We start from the raw sequence: 25,318 nt of genomic DNA on the forward strand, positions 1-25,318 counted from the left end.
GTCACAAGATGAAACACAGCTTACTCGGCCTGGCCCTGGCCGGCCTCCTGGCTTCGGCCGGCGTGCACGCCGCCGATGAATCGGTGGTGATCGACGGCAAGCAGTACCGCACCATCGAGGTGAACGGTCAGACCTACCTCACCCCGGACAACGGCAGCAAGCAGCGGGTCGCCCGCAGCGCAGACGGCAAGGCGCCCCGGCAAACCCTGCGCAGCGGCGACGTGTTGCTGCAAGGGGTGGCCAGCCCGCAGCTCACCGCCAGCGGCACCCTGCTGGTGGAAGCCGATGACAACCAGGCCAGCGCGCTGGCCAGCCGTCACGGCCTGCGCTTCAAGCAGAGCAGCGGTGGCATCGCCCTGCTGGAAGCCAAGCCGGGCACCGATCTGAACGCCGTCGCCACGGCGCTCAAGCAGGAGGGGGTCAAGGTGCAGATTGAGCTCGCCGGGGCCCTCAAACAGCCCAAGTGAGCCGTCCCGGACCATTGCCCGGGCATATCAGCTGATCTTCGAGGGGGCCGCCGGCCCCCTCGCGTGTTGCTCGCAGCCATCCTCAGTGGCCATCAGGCTACCCGTTTTTTCCGCATCGCCCCTGCCCTTCTCCCCTCTTGTCACTTTCAGCCCTTGGTTTGGCACCGCCTTTCGATGCGACCTTGCTCACAACTCGGCCCCTTTGCTCCCGCCGGCACATTTCTCGCTCCCCCGGGGCAAGGCGGCCTTCGCCCGGCTTGTTAACCTGCCTGCAGCCAAACGCCGGCCCACGGGCCCGTTCGGCCTTCCATGCGATATCCAATGGCAGCCGCCAGCAGAGCGGCCCAGCCCGGGCGGATGCCTTCCACCCGGTGTCGATATCTCCTTTTTATTTTTATTCAGACAGTTACGAGGACGTCTTCATGCCTATCACCACAAAATTGAAAGCGGTTTCACTGGGCGTCAGCCTCGCGCTAGCCGGCCTGCTGGTCGGTTGCAACCAGAATGACTCGGATCCCCTGGTCAAGGACGATGCCTATTACCGCGGCCAGGCCGAGGCCATGGTGGCCAAGCTGACCCTCGGCGAGAAGCTGGACCTGCTCTCCGGCCCCGGTTACGGCAGTGCCAACGGCGCCATCAACATCAAGCAGGACGTGCCCGGCGTGGCGGGTTACATCAACGGCGTGCTGCGCAGCGCAGACGGCATCGACATTCCGGCCCTCAAACTGGCCGACGGGCCGGCCGGGGTGCGGATCAACGCCAACCGCGACGGTGACAGCGCCAGCTACTACGCCACCGCCTGGCCCATCGGCTCGCTGCTCGCCTCCAGCTGGGACGTCAAGCTGGTCAAGGCCGTCGGCGAAGCCATGGGGGACGAGGTGCGCCAGTACGGGGTCGACATCCTGCTGGCCCCGGGCATGAACATCCAGCGCAACCCGCTCAATGGCCGCAACTTCGAGTACTACTCGGAAGACCCCCTGCTGACCGGCAAAATCGGCGCCGCCATGGTCAACGGGGTGGAAAGCAACGGGGTAGGCACCACCATCAAGCACTACTTCGGTAACAACTCCGAGACCAACCGCAACCAGATCAACGACATCGGCGAACCGAGAACCTTCCGCGAGATCTACCTGCGCGGCTTCCAGATAGCGGTGGACGAGGCCCAGCCCTGGGCGATGATGACCTCCTACAACAAGGTCAACGGCACCTATGTCAACGAGCGCAGGGATGCGGTGACCGACCTGCTGCGCGGCGAGTGGAAGTTCGACGGTCTGGTCATGTCTGACTGGTTTGCCGGCGATGTGGCCAACAACGCCTACAAGCAGGTGCTGGCGGGACAGGATTTGATCGAGCCGGGCAACGTCAAGGAACAGTTGCAACAATCCATCGAGCACGGCGATCTCGACGAGGCCAAGGTGAACGAGGCCGCCATCCACATCCTGACCCAGGTGATGAAGAGCCCCTCCTACAACCAGCTGGCCATCAGCAACAGCCCGGACCTGACCGCCCACGCCAAACTGGCCCGTCAGGCCGGTGCCGAGAGCATGGTGCTGCTGCGCAACGACGCCGCGGCCTTGCCGCTGGCGGCAAGCAGCACCCTGGCCAGTTTTGGCATCAACCAGATCAACACCTACAAGGGCGGCACCGGCAGCGGGGATGTGAACGCCGCCAGCACCACCACCATCGCGCAGGGACTGGCGGCACGCTTCCCGGTCAACGAGGCGTTGCAGAGCTACTACCGCGATTTTTACGAGAACAACAAGGTCTATCACGAGGGGCAATTTGGTGCCAAGGGTTATTACACCTGCGCCGAGGCGCCAATCAGCGGCGATCTGGCGGCCCTGATCGCCAATGCGGCCACCACCCAGCAAGCCGCCGTCATCAGCATCGGCCGCCAGGCCGGGGAAGGGGCGGATCGCAGCAGCGGCAAGGGGGACTATCTGCTCGGTGATGACGAGCGCGCCCTCATCGACGCGGTGAGCAGCGCCTTCCACACCCAGGGCAAGAAGGTGGTGGTGGTACTCAACGTCAACGGCGTCATCGACACCGCCCAGTGGAGCGACAAGGTGGATGGCATCCTGCTGGCCTACATGGCTGGCCAGGAGACCGGCCACGCGGTGGCGGACGTGCTCTCCGGCGCGGTCAACCCGAGCGGCAAGCTGGCCCAGAGTTTCCCGCACAGCTACGCCAGCGTTCCCTCCGCCGGCACCTTCCCGGGTGAGGACACCGACGGGGACGGCGAACCGGACGATCTCTACTACAACGAGGGGATCTACGTGGGCTATCGCTACTACAGCACCTTCGAGCAGGCGGTCTCCTACCCGTTCGGCTTCGGTCTCTCCTACACCAGCTTCAGCTACACCAGCCCCGCCATCGCCAACAATACCCTGGAGGGTGGCAACGCCGGCAGCCTGGTGCTGACCGCCACCATCACCAACACCGGCGCCGTGGCAGGCAAGGAGGCGGCCCAGGTCTATGTGACCGCCCCCGAGGTCAAGCTGAAGAAACCGCTCATCGAGCTCAAGGCCTTTGCCAAGACGGCGCAGCTGGCACCGGGGGCCAGCGAACAGCTGAGCTTCACCATTCCGGCCAGTATCCTCGCCAGCTTCGATGAGGCCAGCAACCAGTGGATCGTGGAGCCGGGTCGCTACAGCGCCTACATCAGCCCCTCGTCGGATGTCTCCGCCAGCACGCCGGTCAGCTTCACGGTGAGCAAGGAGATAGTAGTGAGCAACACCACGCCGGGGGCACTGGCACTGCCGGCCGGGGTGGATCCCGCCAGCGTCACCACAATCACCCGCTAACAGAGGCAGGCACGGCCGAGCTCCCAGCCTGGCCTTGCCCGACAGTTGCCCAGCAATGACCCGACCACGGGACCGGCCTTGCGCCGGTCCCGTTCTTATTGGCGGGCGTTGCGATAGGCCAGCGGCGTCATCCGGGTGTTGGCCTTGAAGAAGCGGTTGAAGGCGCTCTGGGACGAGAAACCGACCCGATCGCTGATGTTCTGCAGCGGTTGATCCCCCTCGCCCAGCAAGCGGCAGGCTTCGCTCACCCTCGCTTCCCTCAGCAGGGTGGAGAAGCTGCTCCCCTCCCCCTGCAATTTGCGATTGAGGGTCCAGCGGCTGACATTCATGGCCGCGCACACCTCCTTGAGCAGGCTCTCGTCGCTCTCCAGCTCCCCTTCCCGGATCTTGTGGCGGATCCGCTCCCCCACCAGATAGGCAAAGGGGGCCCGCTCGGCGATGTCGGCGCAGATCTGCGCCAGCTGGGCCAGTTGCAGATGACCCAGCGGCTCGTTGTAGCAGTGGCTGGGACAGTCGAGTTGGGCGTTGTCGATGGTCAGGGTGTTTTCCCCCTGCTCCCAGCGGCAGCGGGCTCCAAAGAACTGGTCCAGCAGCTGATGGCGCGGTGGCGGCCGCCCCGTGAAGCCCACCGAGACCCGGGGATCCGCCAGATAGACCCGCAAAATCCGGTAGAGCATGATGAAGTTGGGGATGGCTTGACTCGCCCCCAGGCTGGCAGGCCCCTGATTGACATACAGGTATTGGCTGGCCTGCGCCCCCCGCCGTACCCGCAGCTCGTCACAACTGCCGATGATGGGGCGATAGGCCAGCAGCACCTCGAGCGCCGCCCGCGGCGATGGCTGGTTCAGGCACAGGCTGATGAGGGGCGGATAGTGCTGGTAGAGCTGGCCGATGTCGTAGGAGAGGATGGTTTCGTGAAAACTGGCCAGATAGGGCTGCATCAGTTGCAGCATCCGGTAGTGGCTGTGGGCCGGCAGCCGGCCCTGTTCCCGCTCGATGTCGAACGACGTGAGGCCGCCCGCCATGAGAATGGCATCGGGATCGCCTCCCTGCTGCTGGCAGGCTCCCAGCATTCGTCTGATCACCTGGTTTGATACGCTCTGTGACATCTGCCGTCCTGGCCTCCGTGCTGACAGGAAACTGCTCGTGATCCCCCGGCCCGCCACTGGCGGCAGGCCTGCCACCCCGTGCAGCGGGCTGGCGCGACCATTATGGGGCGGTTGCAAAGCGAGCAGATGTAACGGAGTGTAAAAGCACGCGCCAGCGCGCCATTTTGGGCACATCTGGCCGCCATATCGGACCAGTTGCGTCAGGTTCAGCCATGAAAAATGGCGCCCGTGGGCGCCATTTGGGTGGGAGCGGTGCAGCCTGCCTGCGTCAGTTCGCCTTGTGCTGCTCGGCCAGATAGAGCCAGGTGTCGACCACGGTATCCGGGTTGAGCGACACCGAGTCGATCCCCTGCTCGACCAGCCAGGCGGCGAAGTCCGGGTGATCGGATGGCCCCTGGCCGCAGATCCCCACGTACTTGCCCGCCTTGCGGGCGGCGGCAATGGCTATCGCCAGCAGCGCCTTGACCGCCTCGTTGCGCTCGTCGAACAGGTGGGCGATAAGCCCCGAGTCCCTATCAAGTCCAAGCGTGAGCTGGGTCATGTCGTTGGAGCCGATGGAGAAGCCGTCCACGTGCTCGAGGAACTTGTCTGCCAGCAGAGCGTTGCTCGGGATCTCGCACATCATGATCACCTTGAGCCCCCGCTCGCCACGGCGCAGACCGTTCTCGGCCAGGATGTCGATCACCTGCTCAGCCTCGCCTACGGTGCGCACGAAGGGGATCATCACCTCGACGTTGGTCAGCCCCATGACGTCACGCACCCGCTTGATCGCCTCGCACTCGAGGGCAAAACAGGGGCGGAAGCTGTCGGCGATGTAGCGCGACGCACCGCGGAAACCGATCATCGGGTTCTCTTCGTGAGGCTCGTAGCCACGGCCGCCCACCAGGTTGGCGTACTCGTTGGACTTGAAGTCCGACATCCGCACGATCACCCGCTCCGGCCAGAAGGCGGCGGCCAGGGTGGCGATGCCCTCGGTCAGCTTGGCGACGTAGAACTCGCGCGGGCTCTCGTAGCCGGCGATCATCTTGCCGATGGTGGCCTTGAGCTCGGGACTCTGGCTGTCAAACTCCAGCAGCGCTTTGGGGTGCACCCCGATCATCCGGTTGATGATGAACTCGAGGCGGGCCAGACCGACACCGGCATTCGGCAGCTGGGCGAAGTCGAATGCCCTGTCCGGGTTGCCGACGTTCATCATGATCTTGATGGGCAGGCGCGGCATGTTGCCCACCTCGGTCACCGCCACGTCGAAGTCGAGTTCGCCGTCGTAGATGAAACCGGTGTCCCCTTCCGCACAGGAGACGGTAATGAGTTGACCCGGTTCGATGCGTTTGGTGGCATCACCACAACCCACCACCGCCGGAATGCCCAGTTCGCGGGCGATGATGGCGGCGTGACAGGTACGGCCGCCCCGGTTGGTGACGATGGCGGAGGCCCGTTTCATGATGGGCTCCCAGTCCGGGTCGGTCATGTCGGTGACCAGCACGTCGCCGGGCTGCACTTCGTCCATCTGGCTGATGGAGGAGATGACCCGCGCCGGGCCCGCGCCGATCTTGTGGCCGATGGCGCGCCCCTCGATCAGCACCTTGCCCGCTTGCTTGAGGGCGAAACGCTCGAGGGTGTTGGCCTCCTGGCGGCTGCGCACGGTTTCCGGGCGTGCCTGCACGATGTAGAGCTTGCCATCCTGCCCGTCCTTGGCCCACTCGATGTCCATCGGCCGGCCATAGTGCTGCTCGATGATGAGGGCCTGCTTGGCCAGCTCCATCACCTCGGCATCCGTGATGCAGAAACGGCTGCGCTCGGCCTCATCGGTGTCGACGATCTGCACCTGACGGCCGTGGCTGGCATCGCCGGAATAGGTCATCTTGATCAGCTTGGAGCCGAGAGTTTTGCGCACCACCGCCGGGCGTCCTGCCTTGAGGGTCGGCTTGTGCACGTAGAACTCGTCGGGGTTGACCGCACCCTGCACCACCATCTCGCCAAGGCCTTGAGCGCCGGTGATGAACACCACGTCGTTGAAGCCCGACTCGGTATCCAGGGTGAACATGACGCCGGAGGCGGCGAGATCGGAGCGCACCATGCGCTGGATCCCGGCCGACAGGGCGACACCCTTGTGGTCATAGCCCTGATGCACCCGATAGGAGATGGCGCGATCGTTGAACAGTGAAGCAAACACATGCTTGACGGCAATCATGACGGCGTCGATGCCGCGCACGTTGAGGAAAGTCTCCTGCTGGCCGGCAAAGGAGGCATCCGGCATGTCCTCGGCAGTGGCGGAGGAGCGTACCGCAAAGGACGCGTCAAGCCCACCGCTGAGCTTGTCGTAGGCAACCCGGATCGCCTGTTCCAGCGCGCTCTGGAACGGGGCTTCGATCACCCAGTCACGGATCTGCTGGCCAGCCCGGTTGAGGGCCGCGATGTCGTCCACATCCAGGCTGTCGAGCAGATCGTGGATCTTGCCGTTGAGGCCGCTTGACTCCAGAAACTCGTTAAACGCAAAGGCGGTGGTGGCAAACCCGCCCGGCACCGACACTCCGGCACCAGAGAGGTTGCTGATCATCTCGCCAAGGGATGCATTTTTGCCGCCAACTCGTTCTACATCCTGCATTCCGAGTTGCTCGTACCAGAGTACGTACTGTTGCACTTGCATGTCTCCAGGTTGGTGGGCACTGTGCCGCCATGGCACCTTGTGCGCCAGTTTATGTGCGTTATTGTCTGTTTCTACTGTTGCCAACGACCATGAAAACGTTTTCTACTTATTGTCAAAAAAATCCCCGAGCAAGATTTGGGGATGGTCGAATGACACAGACATTCTACAATGCCAACACAAAAAGGTAACGACTCAGGTTTGCAAGCCACTTCACAACTTGGGCACGGCAGACCGGTTGACAAAAACGATATGGTTTCGAGAGATACTTCTTGCTTGCCAGCTCGCCGACCCCCTCACAGGAGCCCCCAGTGCACACCGTATTCTATGTTTCAGACGGCACCGCCATCACCGCTGAAGTGTTCGGCCACGCCGTGTTGAGCCAGTTTCCGCTGGCCTTCGAGCAGATCACCATCCCCTTTGTCGAAACCCTGGAGAAGGCGCGCCAGGTACGGATGCGCATCGACGAGCAGTTCCGCCAGACCGGGGTACGCCCCATTTTGTTCCACACCATCGTCGATCATCAGGTGCGCGAGGAGGTGCTCAAGGCCCAGGCCAGCAGCCACGACTTTCTCAACACCTTCGTCAGCCCGCTGGAGCACGAGCTCGGAGTGAAGGCCGAACCCAGGCTGCACCGCACCCACGGCATGGAGAACCGCAAGCTCTATGACGATCGTATCGAGGCGGTCAACTTCGCGCTGGCCAACGACGATGGCATCACCACCAAGGAGTACGAGGAGGCCGACATCATCCTGATCGGGGTCTCCCGCTGCGGCAAGACGCCGACCAGCCTCTATCTGGCGCTGCAGTTCGGCATTCGCGCCGCCAACTACCCCTTCATCGAGCAGGACATGGGAGTCCTGGATCTGCCGGCTGCCCTCAAGGCCAATCGCCACAAGCTGTTCGGCCTTACCATCGCTCCCCAGCGGCTGCACGAGATCCGCAACCAGCGCCGCGCCAACAGCCGCTACTCCTCGCTGGAGCAGTGCGAACAGGAGCTGGCCTGCGTCGAGCGGCTGTTTCGCCAGGAGGCGATCCGCTTCCTCGACACCAGTTCCCACTCGGTGGAGGAGATCAGCGCCAAGATCCTCGAGGCCACCGGCCTGCGCCGTCAGCTTTATTGAGCAGCGCTGCCCGCCGGCAAGCTGACGACACGGCAAACGCCAATAAAAAAGCGCCGAATACAACCGTATCCGGCGCTTGTCGGCTGGACCTCAGCGGGGCTGGGAGCCCGGGCGGTTCAGCTCTCTGTTGTTCATCAGCATGGCGTAGAAGTTGAGCACACCGTGACGCCGGCGTACCCGCTCGGTCAGCCAGAGGGCCGGCAGCAGGCCGATGGCACCGGCGATCAACAAGACCGTTCGCAAGTGCATCACCAGATAATCATCACCCTGCACGGCCCACACCAGCAGACACCCCGCCGCCATGGTCAGCAGCAGGGGCGAAAGCCACACGGTGAGCCACAGCGCGACGGCCAGCAAACTGCCAATAATACGTTGCATGAAGTGCATCCTTGTTGCAAAGGAGGCTTCATAAAACAGGAATTGCCGATAGTGTCAACCAAACCGCGCCCAACTGCTCACAATGCAACCAATCACTTCCCTACCAGCTTCACCACTCCCTAAAAACCTGCCTTTCGCCGAAAAAACCAGCGAATGATGAGGAAAACAGGTGCATCCGCGATGGATTATCACTATTCTGCTTCCGTTGGTAGTCGCCATAAAAAACAGAAAGCGACCCACTGTAACGAAATAAATACGGATTTCGTCACGTTTCAGGCACGCTTTGCCGTGCACGGTCACATGGAGTGACCCGACGGACGAGATGACAGACGAATGACTTCAGAAGACGTAAGGAAGGAAGAATGGATCTTCAACAAAACGGCGAGGAGCTGAAACGCGGTTTGAAAAACCGCCATATCCAGCTCATAGCACTGGGCGGCGCCATCGGTACCGGCCTGTTTCTCGGCATTGCCCAGACCATCAAGATGGCGGGCCCCTCCGTGCTGCTTGGCTATGCCATCGGTGGTTTTATCGCCTTCCTGATCATGCGCCAGCTGGGCGAGATGGTGGTGGAAGAGCCGGTAGCCGGCTCCTTCAGCCACTTCGCCTACAAATACTGGGGTGACTTCGCCGGCTTTGCCTCCGGCTGGAACTACTGGGTGCTCTACGTGCTGGTGAGCATGGCCGAGCTGACCGCGGTGGGCATTTATGTCCAGTACTGGTGGCCCGAGATCCCGACCTGGATGTCGGCGGCCTTCTTTTTCGTACTGATCAACGCCATCAACCTCTCCAACGTCAAGGCGTTCGGCGAGATGGAGTTCTGGTTCGCCATCATCAAGGTGGTGGCCATCATCGGCATGATCGGCTTTGGCGGCTACCTGCTGGCCAGCGGCAACGGCGGCCCGGACGCCAGCGTCAGCAACCTGTGGGCCCAGGGCGGTTTCTTCCCCAACGGCATCAGCGGTCTGGTGATGGCGATGGCGGTGATCATGTTCTCGTTCGGCGGGCTCGAGCTGGTCGGCATCACGGCTGCCGAAGCCGACAATCCCGAGAAGAGCATCCCCAAGGCCACCAATCAGGTGATCTACCGGATCCTCATCTTCTACATCGGCGCCCTGGCCGTGCTGATGTCCCTCTACCCCTGGGGCAAAGTGGTAGAAGGTGGCAGTCCCTTCGTCATGATCTTCCACGCACTGGACAGCAATCTGGTGGCCACCGTGCTCAACATGGTGGTACTGACCGCGGCCCTGTCGGTTTACAACAGCTGTGTCTACTGCAACAGCCGCATGCTGTTTGGTCTGGCCAAGCAGGGCAACGGCCCGCGCAGCCTGCTCAAGACCAACAAGAGCGGTGTGCCGGTGGTGGCCATCTCCGTCTCCGCCGCGGCAACCCTGCTGTGCGTACTCATCAACTACCTGATGCCGGGCAAGGCGTTCGAGCTGTTGATGGCGCTGGTGGTCTCCGCCCTGGTCATCAACTGGGCCATGATAAGCCTGGCGCACCTGAAGTTTCGCAAGAGCAAGCAAGCCGAAGGCGTGGTTCCCAAGTTCAAGGCGTTCTGGTACCCGTTCGGCAATTACCTCTGCCTCGCCTTCATGGCCGGCATCCTGGTCATCATGTACCTGACCCCGGGCATCCAGATCTCGGTACTGCTCATCCCGGTCTGGATCATCGTGCTGGCCATCGGCTATCAGTTCAAGCAGAAGCGCCAGGCTCGCATCGCGGCCAACCTGGGCTGATGGCGTCAGCCTCATCGTCCCTCAAAAGCCGGTCACTGACCGGCTTTTTTCGACCCGGATATTCCCCCCGCAAGTAGGCATTACCCACCTCCCTCTCCAGTCCACCATGACCCTGTGATCACGCGCTCAGCGGTAATCCCCCCGAAAAACCAGGGTGCTCATAAGTAGAATTTTCCCGTACCTTGAACGCAGGAGGTTCTACATGAAAACATCACGCTTTAGCGATACCCAGATCATCGCCATCCTCAAACAAGCTGAGGCTGGAGCTCCCGTCCCGGAGCTCTGCCGCGAGCATGGCATCAGCACGACCACCTTCTACAAGTGGCGTTCCAAATTCGGGGGGATGGATGCCTCCCTCATGGCTCGACTCAAGGAGCTGGAGGACGAAAACCGCCGCCTCAAGAAGATGTACGCCGAGGAGCGCCTCAAGGCAGAGATCATCACCGAGGCCATGGCAAAAAAGTGGTAACGCCATCTGCCCGCCGGGAGATGGCGACCAAAGCCGTGACTCACTACGCCATATCCATCCGTCTGGCTTGCCGGATCTTCAAGGTCAGTGAAAGCTGCTATCGCTATCAGCCCGTGCTGGTCGATGAAAACCAGGAAATTGCCGATTGGCTGCTACGTATCACGGCCAGCCAGCGCAACTGGGGCTTCGGGTTATGCTTTTTGTACCTGCGCAACGTCCAAGGCTTTGGCTGGAATCACAAACGGGTATACCGGATCTATCGGGCGCTGGAGCTCAATCTGCGGATAAAACCCAGGAAACGGTTGGTTCGGGCTAAGCCAGAGCCGTTGGCGGTTCCCGACCAGCCTAATCAGTGCTGGTCGATGGACTTTATGCATGACCAGCTCAGCGATGGCCGCTCGGTGCGGCTGTTTAATGTGATCGATGACTTCAATCGTGAAGCGCTGTGCATCGAGGTGGATTTCTCCTTACCCGCCTCACGAGTCAAACGGGCGCTGGAGCAGGTGATCACGTGGCGAGGTAAGCCCGCCATTATCCGATGTGACAATGGCCCGGAATACATCAGCGAAGAGCTCAAGCGATGGGCGAAACAGGAGGGGATAACCCTGGGCTATATCCAGCCAGGAAATCCGCAGCAGAATGCCTACATCGAACGGTTTAACCGCACGGTGCGCTACGACTGGCTGGGCCATTACCTGTTTGAGTCACTGAATGAACTACAGGAGTTTGCCACGAACTGGCTGTGGGTTTATAACCATGAGCGGCCCAATATGGCGCTGGGTGGCTACACGCCGAAACAGCGTCTGGCACAGGCCGCATGACCTCTACTTTTGAATGCCCCTAAAAATGGGGGGATTACCCAGCAAGCGGCCATCGCCAGCCCTCTCTTTTTGACAAGCATCCTGCTCGTCTAAAAACAACAAGCCCGAGACAGAGTGCTCGGGCTTGTTGCAGAAAGGCAGGTAGAAAAATGCGGGATTATTCCAGCAGGAAGACAGCTTCCACGTTGTCCGTGATGGTGATCTGCTGCTGTTGGTAGCTGTTTTCCATCATGTCGGCGGCAGGTGCCATGGCGGCAGCCTTGAGGGCCCGGCTGTAGATCGGCATGGGGCTATTGTTGCGGTACTCGACGCTGTAAACCTTGCCGAGTTTCATGCCAAACGCCTTGGCCAGAGACTCAGCCTTGATTTTGGCATCTTCAACCGCTCCGAGACGAGCCTGTTCCTTGATGGTTTGCGGCGCCTTGAGCCCGTACTCAATCTGTGACACGGATTCCAGCCCGGCCTTGAGTGCGGTGTCCATCAGCTCGCTCAGCTTGTCGAGTTGATAGAGTTTGACCGCAAGCTGGCGCTGGGCACGGTAGCCCACCAGTTCCGGCTTCTTGTTCTGCGGATACTGGTATTCCGGAGAGATCACCAGATTGCCCGCCTCAACGTCGCTGCGCTTGATGCCCAACCCTTCCAGCTGGCCAAAGAAGGCGGCAACCTTGCCATCCACCTGCTGCTTGGCCTTGATGCCCTGTTTTTCCAGCGCCGTCACAGAGACATTCAGCGTCAGCATGTCGGGCTCGGCTTTTTGCTCGGCATAACCGCTCACCAGCAGATGGGGGGCTTGCGGCACTTCAAGGGCAAACAGGGGTGCACTGATAACCAGGGCAGACAGGGTAAGCAGGGGACGCCACATAAAAAAAGACCTCAATCTATTGGAGTGAGGTCATTATGCCCGTCGTCGAATGGGATTCATATATCGTGCAACGGCGGGATCTGATCCAGTACCTGATTGGTCATATCGATATTGATGCTGATCTCGCTACCCGGCAGCCCCTGATGAGCAGCCGCCAGTGGCGTGGCGCCGCGGGACCCCAGCAGCACATCATCATCAAAATGGAAGGAGTCCCACGACAGAACATGTCCGGCCAGCGGAGCTACCGGCTCCGTCATCGTGTTGGTCACCAGAGGAGCACAGTCGATGTTGTCGGAGTGGCCGAGCAGATCCTGCAGGCAGACATCGCTCAAACTCTGCAATGTATACTCCTGCTGCCCCTGTTCATGACCGACCAGCACCATCATGTGGGGTGGCGCTGCATCCACGGCTGGCGTGAATGAGATAGTGGCCGCCGCAAAGTCCACATTCAGTGAACCAGCAACCTCGCCATCATCGCTCTCCAGATCCAGCGCATCAATCCGATCACCCGCCATCGTGGCGTGATAGCCAAACTGGCCGGTACAGGTAATACTGCCCTGCCCATCCCAGCTATAGCGAATGCCATCGATATCGACCCAATTAAATGACTGCATGGTGACCCTCTCCTGTACTGCCGCTATCTTAGCCGCCCCCTCAGTCAAAAAACAGGGGCCAGGTATTACCCGGCCCCCTTAGGCTGGTTACGGATCAACCTTGAGGTTGCCGTCATCCAACAGTTGCTTGATGATGTCGTGGTTGGTCGTCAGCCCACCGCTGTGATCCAGATCCAGGCTACCCTGGAACTGTACCGTCAGTTGTGAACCACCACTGGTAAGCCCATTTGTATCAATGGTTAGCTTGTTGGTTGCAGTATCAAACTTCAAGTAGTTGTCCAGCGCCGTCGCCAGATCGTTGTTGTTGGCTGCCGAGGGAACACCAACCAGCAGATCCGACAGATCCAGTACATCACCACCGTTAGTCGGATTGCCCAACGTAAAGTCGGTAATCTTGTCGGTACTGCTATCCGCATCGCCAGCAAGCCACTTGAAGGTATCGCTACCGGCACCACCCGTCATGGTATCGCTACCCAGACCACCGATCAGCAGATCCTTGCCATCGCCTCCTTGCAGTATGTCGTTGCCAATCCCGCCGATCAGAGTATCGTCACCAGCCTCCCCGTAGAGAGTGTCGTTGCCACTGCCACCATCCAGTACGTCGTTGCCCTTGCCACCAACCAGGGTATCCTTGCCACCCATTCCGTACAGCAAGTCATCACCATCGCCGCCGGACAAGATGTTGTCCAGACTGTTGCCCGTGATGCTGTCACCGAAATCAGACCCGATGGCGTGCCCTTGCGTGCTGTTGAAGGTCACATTCACACCGCTGGCAGAACTGTCGTAGTCCAGAGTAAACGGTGCTTCCGGCAGCAGGCTAAGACCAATGTTGCTGTGGACTGCATCACCATCTCCATCCGTCAGCGTGACCGGCAGCTGCAAACTGACCGGGATCCCAGGAGTGGCAACACTGGAACCGAAGTCCCCAATCTTGAAGTCACTCCCGGCCGCATAATGGAATTCCAGGCTGTTATAGCCATCCGCGGTGTAGGCCGCCAGCTTGGTATTGGACACAACCCCTACCACAGTCGCGGCATATGCAACGCCAGAGGTGGGATCATCGTCAGTAAAGTTGACTGTAAAACTGCGGCCTCCCACCGCCACAGTCTGGGACATGCCAGCACCGATGCTGACGATCCTGGTCGAACCGTTGTAGCTGATTGCAACGGCGGTCAGCGACTCCTTGTTGCCATCGCCAATATCGTTGTCACTATCGACATCCTGACGGGCAACCACTTTCACACTGGAGCCACCGCTGCTGATTGATGTGAACAGGGCGGAAGCGCCATTCACATCGTAGTGGGCTTCAAAGGCATGGGTCTGGTTGGCCAGGTTGCCGTAAGATCCACCACTGACCGGATTACCTGTCAAGTCGATGACAAAGTCGATCCGCATCGCCTCACCAGATCCAACCGATGCTCCACTGCTAATCCCCCCGTATTAGCAGAAGTGTTGACGGTGCCACCATCAGCACCATTGGTCATCGCCGTCAACAGCAGATCCTTGCTGTTGTCATTCGCAATCGTATTAAAGCCGGCCCAGGAAGCATTACCACCGACGAAGTTGTAATCACCACCATTGAAGTCGATCGTGGTCTGTCCGCCATCGACCTCACCAATCATCTGAACCTGATAGGTCCCGGATGCAGGTTGCAGGGTGGCAATGAACACAGTACCCGCCGCCGTTGCGGCAGTCAGCGTAATGCCATCCGAAGACAGGGTATAGGTGACAGGTAAACCGCCCGAGGTCATGCCACTGCTGCTGCCATTCAAACTGCTGTCGAACCGGATTGAACCACCATCCCCCCCGTAGTTGTTGGACAAAGTGCCATCACCATCCAGCAGGAAGATGCCAGTCACCCCGGACTGATTCAGCATGACCCCCATGGCCGGAGTCATGATAACCGGCACATCGTCTTCAACCTGTACGATGAAGTCGCGAACCAGCGTCACGTTATCCACCCCTTCGTGGGCCGTGATCGCACTGGACAGATTCAACGCCTTCAGTTCCAGGTCGTTGCCATCAGCCAGGGCATGATCAATCGGGCCCTGCAGGGTAAAGGTGTAATCGCCATCAGCCTCGACAGCCAGCGTGAAGATGGGTTTGCTGCCTGCCACTGCAACCAGGGTATCGACTCCGACACCGTGGATGATGCTGTAGGTAATCGCCACACCACCTGAGGTCAACGCAGGCAAACCGGCTGTACTGCCGACGCCGAAGTTGACGCCGATACTGTCGACCACCATATGGGCCAGAGAGCCTGCAACCGTGGTCAGGGCTGGGTTGTTGCCAGGCAGACCGGCAGGCAGGCCATCTTCGAACACGGAAGCCGTGATCGGAGTGGTGTCCAGTACCAGTATCTTCAACAGAGCGCTGGAGGTGTCACCATCGGCATCCACAATGGTGTAGGTAAAGGTCTCCTGTGTATCGACGGCCACATCATTGGGCGGAGTGTAGGAGTAGGAACCGTCCGCATTCACGGTCAGATGCCCACCCAGAGGTGTGGTCATGGGGCCGGTCGTTCCTCCTTGCACCAGGAAGGTCACCACATTGCCATTCACACTGTCGGCGACCCCGACATAAGCGGCCGGATTGCTGACGGTAAAGCTGACCTGCAATACGGTCACGGGGGTATCGGCACCGGCACTGTCCACACCGGCACTGGCATCCACATCCGTGATCACATTGCCGGTAGCTGGTGGCGGTACGGTGGCCTGGAGTGTGGCGTCCAGGTCATAGATGTTGTTGACCAACGTGACGGCATCCCCATGGTCCTCCACCAGACCAAGCTGAGCGATCGCCGTCGCATTGCCACTGACGTTCAACCCCACCGCGTAAACCTCAACATTGTTGCTGTTCACAAAGCTGGTCCAGCCGGCCGGGACATTCCCCTCGTTGGGAGCGCCATCCGACAGGAAATAGACCTTGGTTTCATACCCAGCCAAAGCGGGGTTCGCCAGATCCGCCGTCAGTTGATTCTGCGCCAATACGAGTGGTGCGTTGTAGTTGGTACCGCCACCATCTGTCGGCAAACCGGAAATACTGGCCTTGGCCACATCAGGATCACTGGTTTGCGGGATCAATACAGCTCCACTGGCAAAATCAATGACCGTGAAGACCAGCGGCACACCCAGCGCCACATAGGAGTCAATCATGTGGTTTAGTGCATCCTTCGCCAGCTCCAGGCGATTTGGCGAACCATTTGTCGACGTACCGATCTGCCACAACATGCTGCCTGATGTATCGATGACCATCACCAGGTTGAAGGGTGGCAACCCTGCTTCAGTGATGACGACGCTGTTGTCTTTAGCTGTCGGTACATCATCTTCGAACCGGATGTTGCCACCAAGGTCCGCACTCACCGTCCCGGTCGCGGTGTCGTTGTCGCCATCCACCACCGTCACGGTCGCACTCAGCAGCACCTTGCCATTGGCCAGACTGATGAGGTTGTTGTCGTTGCTGTTGTCCACGTCCTCCGGCAGATGGTCCAGCTCCGCCGACTGCGTCAGCGTCACCGTGCCATTGCTCGCCACGCTGATGCGGAACACCTCCCCGGCCGTGGTCGAGCCAACAATGTCGCTGCCCACCTTGGTCAGGGTGATGGCCAGCCCATTGCTGGTCAGCCCGCTGTTGCTGTCGGTCACGCTCAGGCTGTAACCGCTCACCGTGGTGGTGCCCGGACCGTCCGCGCCATAGCTCGGCACCGCCGCCGCCAGGAATGCCGCCGCAAAGCTGCCGGTCGCCGTGTCACTGGCCGACCCGATGGTCTGCGCATCCTGAGTGGTCAGGGTGATGCCACCGTCCACTACCGCGTTGATGGTCACGCTCGGTACGTCGTCCTCGAAGCTGATGTTGCCACCAAGGTCCGCACTCACCGTCCCGGTCGCGGTGTCGTTGTCGCCATCCACCACCGTCACGGTCGCACTCAGCAGCACCTTGCCATTGGCCAGACTGATGAGGTTGTTGTCGTTGCTGTTGTCCACGTCCTCCGGCAGATGGTCCAGCTCCGCCGACTGCGTCAGCGTCACCGTGCCATTGCTCGCCACGCTGATGCGGAACACCTCCCCGGCCGTGGTCGAGCCAACAATGTCGCTGCCCACCTTGGTCAGGGTGATGGCCAGCCCATTGCTGGTCAGCCCGCTGTTGCTGTCGGTCACGCTCAGGCTGTAACCGCTCACCGTGGTGGTGCCCGGACCGTCCGCGCCATAGCTCGGCACCGCCGCCGCCAGGAATGCCGCCGCAAAGCTGCCGGTCGCCGTGTCACTGGCCGACCCGATGGTCTGCGCATCCTGAGTGGTCAGGGTGATGCCACCGTCCACCACCGCGTTGATGGTCACGCTCGGTACGTCGTCCTCGAAGCTGATGTTGCCACCAAGGTCCGCACTCACCGTCCCGGTCGCGGTGTCGTTGTCGCCATCCACCACCGTCACGGTCGCACTCAGCAGCACCTTGCCATTGGCCAGACTGATGAGGTTGTTGTCGTTGCTGTTGTCCACGTCCTCCGGCAGATGGTCCAGCTCCGCCGACTGCGTCAGCGTCACCGTGCCATTGCTCGCCACGCTGATGCGGAACACCTCCCCGGCCGTGGTCGAGCCAACAATGTCGCTGCCCACCTTGGTCAGGGTGATGGCCAGCCCATTGCTGGTCAGCCCGCTGTTGCTGTCAGTCACGCTCAGGCTGTAGCCACTCACCGTGGTGGTGCCCGGACCGTCCGCGCCATAGCTCGGCACCGCCGCCGCCAGGAACGCCGCCGCAAAGCTGCCGGTCGCCGTGTCACTGGCCGACCCGATGGTCTGTGCATCCTGGGTGGTCAGGGTGATGCCACCGTCCACCACCGCGTTGATGGTCACGCTCGGTACGTCGTCCTCGAAGCTGATGTTGCCACCAAGGTCCGCACTCACCGTCCCGGTCGCGGTGTCGTTGTCGCCATCCACCACCGTCACGGTCGCACTCAGCAGCACCTTGCCATTGGCCAGACTGATGAGGTTGTTGTCGTTGCTGTTGTCCACGTCCTCCGGCAGATGGTCCAGCTCCGCCGACTGCGTCAGCGTCACCGTGCCATTGCTCGCCACGCTGATGCGGAACACCTCCCCGGCCGTGGTCGAGCCAACAATGTCGCTGCCCACCTTGGTCAGGGTGATGGCCAGCCCATTGCTGGTCAGCCCGCTGTTGCTGTCAGTCACGCTCAGGCTGTAACCACTCACCGTGGTGGTGCCCGGACCGTCCGCGCCATAGCTCGGTACCGCCGCCGCCAGGAACGCCGCCGCAAAGCTGCCGGTCGCCGTGTCACTGGCCGACCCGATGGTCTGTGCATCCTGGGTGGTCAGGGTGATGCCACCGTCTACCACCGCGTTGATGGTCACGCTCGGTACGTCGTCCTCGAAGCTGATGTTGCCGCCAAGGTCTGCACTCACCGTCCCGGTCGCGGTGTCGTTGTCGCCATCTACCACCGTCACCGTCGCACTCAGCAGCACCTTGCCATTGGCCAGGCTGATGAGGTTGTTGTCGTTGCTGTTGTCCACGTCCTCCGGCAGATGGTCCAGCTCCGCCGACTGGGTCAGCGTCACCGTGCCATTGCTCACCACACTGATACGGAACACCTCCCCGTCCGTGGTCGAGCCAACGATGTCGCTGCCTACCTTGGTCAGGGTGATGGCCAGCCCGTTGCTGGTCAGTCCGCTGTTGCTGTCGGTCACGCTCAGGCTGTAACCGCTCACCGTGGTGGTGCCCGGACCGTCCGCGCCATAGCTCGGCACCGCCGCCGCCAGGAATGCCGCCGCAAAGCTGCCGGTCGCCGTGTCACTGGCCGACCCGATGGTCTGCGCATCCTGAGTGGTCAGGGTGATGCCACCGTCCACCACCGCGTTGATGGTCACGCTCGGTACGTCGTCCTCGAAGCTGATGTTGCCACCAAGGTCCGCACTCACCGTCCCGGTCGCGGTGTCGTTGTCGCCATCCACCACCGTCACGGTCGCACTCAGCAGCACCTTGCCATTGGCCAGACTGATGAGGTTGTTGTCGTTGCTGTTGTCCACGTCCTCCGGCAGATGGTCCAGCTCCGCCGACTGCGTCAGCGTCACCGTGCCATTGCTCGCCACGCTGATGCGGAACACCTCCCCGGCCGTGGTCGAGCCAACAATGTCGCTGCCCACCTTGGTCAGGGTGATGGCCAGCCCATTGCTGGTCAGCCCGCTGTTGCTGTCAGTCACGCTCAGGCTGTAACCGCTCACCGTGGTGGTGCCCGGACCGTCCGCGCCATAGCTCGGCACCGCCGCCGCCAGGAATGCCGCCGCAAAGCTGCCGGTCGCCGTGTCACTGGCCGACCCGATGGTCTGCGCATCCTGGGTGGTCAGGGTGATGCCACTATCCACCACCGCGTTGATGGCCACGCTCGGTACGTCGTCCTCGAAGCTGATGTTGCCACCAAGGTCCGCACTCACCGTCCCGGTCGCGGTGTCGTTGTCGCCATCCACCACCGTCACGGTCGCACTCAGCAGCACCTTGCCATTGGCCAGACTGATGAGGTTGTTGTCGTTGCTGTTGTCCACGTCCTCCGGCAGATGGTCCAGCTCCGCCGACTGGGTCAGCGTCACCGTGCCATTGCTCGCCACGCTGATGCGGAACACCTCCCCGGCCGTGGTCGAGCCAACAATGTCGCTGCCCACCTTGGTCAGGGTGATGGCCAGCCCATTGCTGGTCAGCCCGCTGTTGCTGTCAGTCACGCTCAGGCTGTAGCCACTCACCGTGGTGGTGCCCGGACCGTCCGCGCCATAGCTCGGCACCGCCGCCGCCAGGAACGCCGCCGCAAAGCTGCCGGTCGCCGTGTCACTGGCCGACCCGATGGTCTGTGCATCCTGGGTGGTCAGGGTGATGCCACCGTCCACCACCGCGTTGATGGTCACGCTCGGTACGTCGTCCTCGAAGCTGATGTTGCCGCCAAGATCCGCACTCACCGTCCCGGTCGCGGTGTCGTTGTCGCCATCTACCACCGTCACCGTCGCACTCAGCAGCACCTTGCCATTGGCCAGACTGATGAGGTTGTTGTCGTTGCTGTTGTCCACGTCCTCCGGCAGATGGTCCAGCTCCGCCGACTGCGTCAGCGTCACCGTGCCATTGCTCGCCACGCTGATGCGGAACACCTCCCCGGCCGTGGTCGAGCCAACAATGTCGCTGCCCACCTTGGTCAGGGTGATGGCCAGCCCGTTGCTGGTCAGCCCGCTGTTGCTGTCAGTCACGCTCAGGCTGTAGCCACTCACCGTGGTGGTGCCCGGACCGTCCGCGCCATAGCTCGGCACCGCCGCCGCCAGGAACGCCGCCGCAAAGCTACCGGTCGCCGTGTCACTGGCCGACCCGATGGTCTGTGCATCCTGGGTGGTCAGGGTGATGCCACCGTCTACCACCGCGTTGATGGTCACGCTGGGGCCGTCATCCTCGAAGCGGAACACGCCGTTGGCACCCAGATCTACCGCCGCACTGGCACTGTCGCCATCGGCGTCGGTCACGGTCTGCACCAGGGTCAGCACGCCCTGACCCAGCGTCAGTGCCACGCTGTCATCCGCATTGGTGGTATCGCCGTGCCAGACGTTGTCCAGCAGGGCCAGGGTCACTTCACCGGTGGTCGGGTTGATGGTCAGGGTGAAGTAGTCCACCCCACCCGCGCTGCCAGTGATGACGTTGCCCACCTGATTGAGCACGATGGCCGCACCCTGGCCGTTGGCCGCGGCCGGATCGACCGCATACAGGCCGCTCGCCACGTTGCTGCCGGTCAGCGCCAGGCTGTAGCCGATGCTGCCCGCCCCGTCGGCCCCGAAGGCCGGGTTGAACTGGGCCTGCACATTGGCGGCGCTCAGGGTGGCACTGGCCATCCCGTCAGTGCCGACACCGCCCAGGCTGACCAGGCTTTCATCCACGGTCGCCCCCAGGCTCGGCGCTTCCACCGCCAGCCCGGCCCGCGGGCCGTCATCCTCGAAGCGGAACACGCCATTGGCGCCCAGATCCACCGCCGCACTGGCACTGTCGCCATCGGCGTCGGTCACGGTCTGCACCAGGGTCAGCACGCCCTGCCCCAGCGTCAGCGCCACGCTGTCATCCGCATTGGTGGTGTCGCCATGCCAGACGTTGTCCAGCAGGGCCAGGGTCACTTCACCGGTGGTCGGGTTGATGGTCAGGGTGAAGTAGTCCACCCCACCCGCGCTGCCAGTGATGACGTTGCCCACCTGATTGAGCACGATGGCCGCGCCCTGGCCGTTGGCCGCGGCCGGATCGACCGCATACAGGCCGCTCGCCACGTTGCTGCCGGTCAGCGCCAGGCTGTAGCCGATGCTGCCCGCCCCGTCGGCCCCGAAGGCCGGGTTGAACTGGGCCTGCACATTGGCGGCGCTCAGGGTGGCACTGGCCACCCCGTCAGTGCCGACACCGCCCAGGCTGACCAGGCTTTCATCCACGGTCGCCCCCAGGCTCGGCGCTTCCACCGCCAGCCCGGCCCGCGGGCCGTCATCCTCGAAGCGGAACACGCCGTTGGCGCCCAGATCCACCGCCGCACTGGCACTGTCGCCATCGGCGTCGGTCACGGTCTGCACCAGGGTCAGCACGCCCTGACCCAGCGTCAGTGCCACGCTGTCATCCGCATTGGTGGTATCGCCGTGCCAGACGTTGTCCAGCAGGGCCAGGGTCACTTCCCCGGTGCTCGGGTTGATGGTCAGGGTGAAGTAGTCCACCCCACCGGCGCTGCCAGTGATGACGTTGCCCACCTGATTGAGCACGATGGCCGCGCCCTGGCCGTTGGCCGCGGCCGGATCGACCGCATACAGGCCGCTCACCACGTTGGTACCGGTCAGCGCCAGGCTGTAGCCAATGCTGCCCGCCCCGTCGGCCCCGAAGGCCGGGTTGAACTGGGCCTGCACATTGGCGGCGCTCAGGGTGGCACTGGCCACCCCGTCAGTGCCGACACCGCCCAGGCTGACCAGGCTTTCATCCACGGTCGCCCCCAGGCTCGGCGCTTCCACCGCCAGCCCGGCCCGCGGGCCGTCATCCTCGAAGCGGAACACGCCGTTGGCGCCCAGATCCACCGCCGCACTGGCACTGTCGCCATCGGCGTCGGTCACGGTCTGCACCAGGGTCAGCACGCCCTGACCCAGCGTCAGTGCCACGCTGTCATCCGCATTGGTGGTATCGCCGTGCCAGACGTTGTCCAGCAGGGCCAGGGTCACTTCCCCGGTGCTCGGGTTGATGGTCAGGGTGAAGTAGTCCACCCCACCGGCGCTGCCAGTGATGACGTTGCCCACCTGATTGAGCACGATGGCCGCGCCCTGGCCGTTGGCCGCGGCCGGATCGACCGCATACAGGCCGCTCACCACGTTGGTACCGGTCAGCGCCAGGCTGTAGCCAATGCTGCCCGCCCCGTCGGCCCCGAAGGCCGGGTTGAACTGGGCCTGCACATTGGCGGCGCTCAGGGTGGCACTGGCCACCCCGTCAGTGCCGACACCGCCCAGGCTGACCAGGCTTTCATCCACGGTCGCCCCCAGGCTCGGCGCTTCCACCGCCAGCCCGGCCCGCGGGCCGTCATCCTCGAAGCGGAACACGCCGTTGGCGCCCAGATCCACCGCCGCACTGGCACTGTCGCCATCGGCGTCGGTCACGGTCTGCACCAGGGTCAGCACGCCCTGACCCAGCGTCAGTGCCACGCTGTCATCCGCATTGGTGGTATCGCCGTGCCAGACGTTGTCCAGCAGGGCCAGGGTCACTTCCCCGGTGCTCGGGTTGATGGTCAGGGTGAAGTAGTCCACCCCACCGGCGCTGCCAGTGATGACGTTGCCCACCTGATTGAGCACGATGGCCGCGCCCTGGCCGTTGGCTGCGGCCGGATCGACCGCATACAGGCCGCTCACCACGTTGGTACCGGTCAGCGCCAGGCTGTAGCCAATGCTGCCCGCCCCGTCGGCCCCGAAGGCCGGGTTGAACTGGGCCTGCACATTGGCGGCGCTCAGGGTGGCACTGGCCACCCCGTCAGTGCCGACACCGCCCAGGCTGACCAGGCTTTCATCCACGGTCGCCCCCAGGCTCGGCGCTTCCACCGCCAGCCCGGCCCGCGGGCCGTCATCCTCGAAGCGGAACACGCCGTTGGCGCCCAGATCCACCGCCGCACTGGCACTGTCGCCATCGGCGTCGGTCACGGTCTGCACCAGGGTCAGCACGCCCTGACCCAGCGTCAGTGCCACGCTGTCATCCGCATTGGTGGTATCGCCGTGCCAGACGTTGTCCAGCAGGGCCAGGGTCACTTCCCCGGTGCTCGGGTTGATGGTCAGGGTGAAGTAGTCCACCCCACCGGCGCTGCCAGTGATGACGTTGCCCACCTGATTGAGCACGATGGCCGCGCCCTGGCCGTTGGCCGCGGCCGGATCGACCGCATACAGGCCGCTCACCACGTTGGTACCGGTCAGCGCCAGGCTGTAGCCAATGCTGCCCGCCCCATCGGCCCCGAAGGCCGGGTTGAACTGGGCCTGCACGTCGGCCGCACTCAGGGTGGCACTGGCCACCCCGTCAGTGCCAACGCCACCCAGGCTGACCAGGCTTTCATCCACGGACACAGAGCCCAATCCTTCAGAATTGGTAGTAAGGGTAACGCTGGGAACATCATCCAGAATGACCACATCCAGGCTGCCGCTGGTATTGTCACCATCTGTATCAACCAGTACGACGCTGAAACTCTCGCTAAGCGAATTGTCATTGGCAGGCTGGGTGTGGGTTTCACTCCCCCCCAAGGTGTAGCTGTAGTTCACGCTACCCGTGCCGGTAACGGGATTGTAATTAATGCCGGTAACGATCAATTGATTACCAAGTGGGCTGGTAATGGTTTGCGGGAAGGCTGTAACAGCTTGCCCATTGGTGACCAAGGCGACGCCTCCCAGCGTCAGACTCTGCACACCATCGGCTGCACTGAAGGTAAAAATACCGCTCTGAGTCACAGCAGCTGCATTTGGATTACTTCCTCCTGCCAATGAGGCTTCATTTAATGTCAGTTCTCCGCCCTCCAGCTGCAGACCGGCAAGCTCAACCGGCTCATCAACAGGAGTGATCGTGATAGTCAGTATGGACTGTACTGAATCTGTACCATCTGTGACGGTATAACTGACCGCTGGGACAGGGCCGTCATAATTGGTAGCTGGCGTAAACTGATAACTGCCATCTGCATTGACCAGCAGGGTACCAACCCCGGCCAGAGTGACGGGGGTACCCAAAGTCGTGTTGGCAAGCCCACCCCAGCTAAACCCGGTGACAGTAGCAGCCTGAGGCCCATCATTATCGACTGTGTTGTCAAGCAAATTGCCCGATACCGCCGCATCCTCCGTCACCACGACGTTCTCGCCCTGATCAGCAAGATCATTGACTGGCGTGATAGTGAGTTCCAAGGTGGATTGGACCGTATCCGTGCCATCGGTAACCGTGTACACGACAGGGGGAACAGCACCGTCGTAATTGGGAGCCGGGGTGAATGTGAAGCTGCCATCGCCATTGACGACAAGCGTACCGATCCCGTCGATTGTCACACTGGTTCCGACAGCCACATTGGCGTTGCCTCCCCAGCTGAAGAGCAGAACCGACGCAGCTGACGGCCCATCGGTATTGACCGTGTTATCCAGCAAATTGCCATTCAATACACCGTCTTCCGCAACAACCAGCTGCTCCCCCTGATCCGTCAGTTCATTGACCAGCAAGGGCTCTACTACTTGTTGTGTATCTACAACCGGGTCTGTCTGATATGTGGTGTCAAAGCCTGCGGCAGCAATGGTTGCATCACCAATACGGTCAATGGTGACAAAGCCACCATTGCCACTGGCACCGGCCACACCACCGATCCCGCCACCACCACCGGCGGCAGGTGCCCCACCGGCCGCAGAAGCTTCAAAGTTTTGTGTCGGGTCTACCCCTTGCAGAATTGATTTTTGCAATGCAGCGATATCAGGAGAAGCCGCAGTACCCGCATCAGGGGCTTGAGGTTGACCAGGGGCTGGTGCGTCATGAGCGGGAGCATCTGGAGTAGCAGCGGCAGGAGAATCATCATAGGGAGCTAATTCCAGTTTGGCGTCATCTGCGATATTAAGCTTGGCTCCCGGCTGGAGGATCTCGCCTTTTTGCAATGGGCGACTGCTTCCATCAGCCAGCACAATTTGAACACTGCCTTCAATGGAAGAAACCACAACCGTTTTGTCGATGATTTGAGTGCGCATATCCTTTGCTCCAACGTGACAGATCTCGATGTCTACACCATAGATGTCTGTACGCTTCGC

At 61.8% G+C, this 25,318-nt stretch carries 12 protein-coding genes; 5 read left to right on the forward strand and 7 right to left on the reverse strand.

All coding sequences use genetic code 11. From position 1 onward, the window contains the following. The first annotated feature begins 8 nt into the window (after window positions 1-8). Window positions 9-467, forward strand: coding sequence for a hypothetical protein (locus E5E97_RS18560; RefSeq protein WP_011706502.1), 459 nt, complete (start codon window positions 9-11; stop codon window positions 465-467). Between the two features lie 422 nt (window positions 468-889). Continuing rightward, the gene (locus E5E97_RS18565) at window positions 890-3,271 is read left to right on the forward strand and encodes a glycoside hydrolase family 3 protein (RefSeq protein ID WP_171280751.1); all 2,382 of its coding nucleotides are present in this window, start codon (window positions 890-892) and stop codon (window positions 3,269-3,271) included. Between the two features lie 95 nt (window positions 3,272-3,366). Here E5E97_RS18565 and E5E97_RS18570 read toward each other — a convergent pair whose 3' ends face one another. Continuing rightward, on the reverse strand, window positions 3,367-4,344 hold the full coding sequence (locus tag E5E97_RS18570) for an AraC family transcriptional regulator (RefSeq protein WP_171281239.1): 978 nt from the start codon (window positions 4,342-4,344) through the stop codon (window positions 3,367-3,369). A 304-nt stretch (window positions 4,345-4,648) separates the two neighbouring features. Further along, window positions 4,649-7,027: a phosphoenolpyruvate synthase gene (gene ppsA, locus E5E97_RS18575; protein WP_171280752.1), complete on the reverse strand. Its 2,379-nt coding sequence runs from the start codon at window positions 7,025-7,027 to the stop codon at window positions 4,649-4,651. A gap of 308 nt (window positions 7,028-7,335) precedes the next feature. Between ppsA and E5E97_RS18580 the strand changes: the two genes are divergently transcribed. Next, window positions 7,336-8,148: a pyruvate, water dikinase regulatory protein gene (locus tag E5E97_RS18580; RefSeq protein WP_005302533.1), complete on the forward strand. Its 813-nt coding sequence runs from the start codon at window positions 7,336-7,338 to the stop codon at window positions 8,146-8,148. A 90-nt stretch (window positions 8,149-8,238) separates the two neighbouring features. On the opposite strand, the gene E5E97_RS18585 is transcribed toward E5E97_RS18580, so the two are convergent. Further along, window positions 8,239-8,526 (reverse strand): hypothetical protein, encoded by a 288-nt coding sequence (locus E5E97_RS18585; RefSeq protein WP_017407966.1) that lies wholly within the window; start codon window positions 8,524-8,526, stop codon window positions 8,239-8,241. 362 nt (window positions 8,527-8,888) lie between these two features. Between E5E97_RS18585 and E5E97_RS18590 the strand changes: the two genes are divergently transcribed. Both E5E97_RS18590 and E5E97_RS18595 read left to right on the forward strand, forming a co-directional pair. After that, a complete protein-coding gene (locus tag E5E97_RS18590; protein WP_171280753.1) occupies window positions 8,889-10,265 on the forward strand; it encodes an amino acid permease in 1,377 nt (458 codons plus the stop codon). 202 nt (window positions 10,266-10,467) lie between these two features. Continuing rightward, window positions 10,468-11,555 (forward strand): IS3-like element ISKpn10 family transposase gene (locus tag E5E97_RS18595; protein WP_099368947.1). Its coding sequence is split into 2 segments (ribosomal slippage): window positions 10,468-10,720 and window positions 10,720-11,555, totalling 1,089 coding nucleotides; the frame shifts between segments, so codons are not numbered across the junction. 157 nt (window positions 11,556-11,712) lie between these two features. On the opposite strand, the gene E5E97_RS18600 is transcribed toward E5E97_RS18595, so the two are convergent. From E5E97_RS18600 to E5E97_RS18615, 4 genes are all read right to left on the reverse strand, one after another. Beyond that, on the reverse strand, window positions 11,713-12,417 hold the full coding sequence (locus E5E97_RS18600) for an SIMPL domain-containing protein (RefSeq protein WP_171280754.1): 705 nt from the start codon (window positions 12,415-12,417) through the stop codon (window positions 11,713-11,715). Window positions 12,418-12,473: 56 nt separating this feature from the next. Further along, entirely contained in the window at window positions 12,474-13,031 is a 558-nt protein-coding gene (locus E5E97_RS18605; RefSeq protein ID WP_171280755.1) for a hypothetical protein, read from the reverse strand. Between the two features lie 87 nt (window positions 13,032-13,118). Then, entirely contained in the window at window positions 13,119-14,426 is a 1,308-nt protein-coding gene (locus E5E97_RS18610) for a calcium-binding protein (protein WP_171279648.1), read from the reverse strand. After that, window positions 14,399-25,258 (reverse strand): retention module-containing protein, encoded by a 10,860-nt coding sequence (locus tag E5E97_RS18615; protein WP_301270959.1) that lies wholly within the window; start codon window positions 25,256-25,258, stop codon window positions 14,399-14,401. Before E5E97_RS18615 ends, E5E97_RS18610 begins: the two co-directional genes overlap by 28 nt. Window positions 25,259-25,318 lie beyond the last annotated feature (60 nt).

It is taken from the genome of Aeromonas sp. 2692-1 (genome assembly GCF_013085505.1).
Classification (GTDB): Bacteria; Pseudomonadota; Gammaproteobacteria; order Enterobacterales; family Aeromonadaceae; genus Aeromonas; species Aeromonas hydrophila.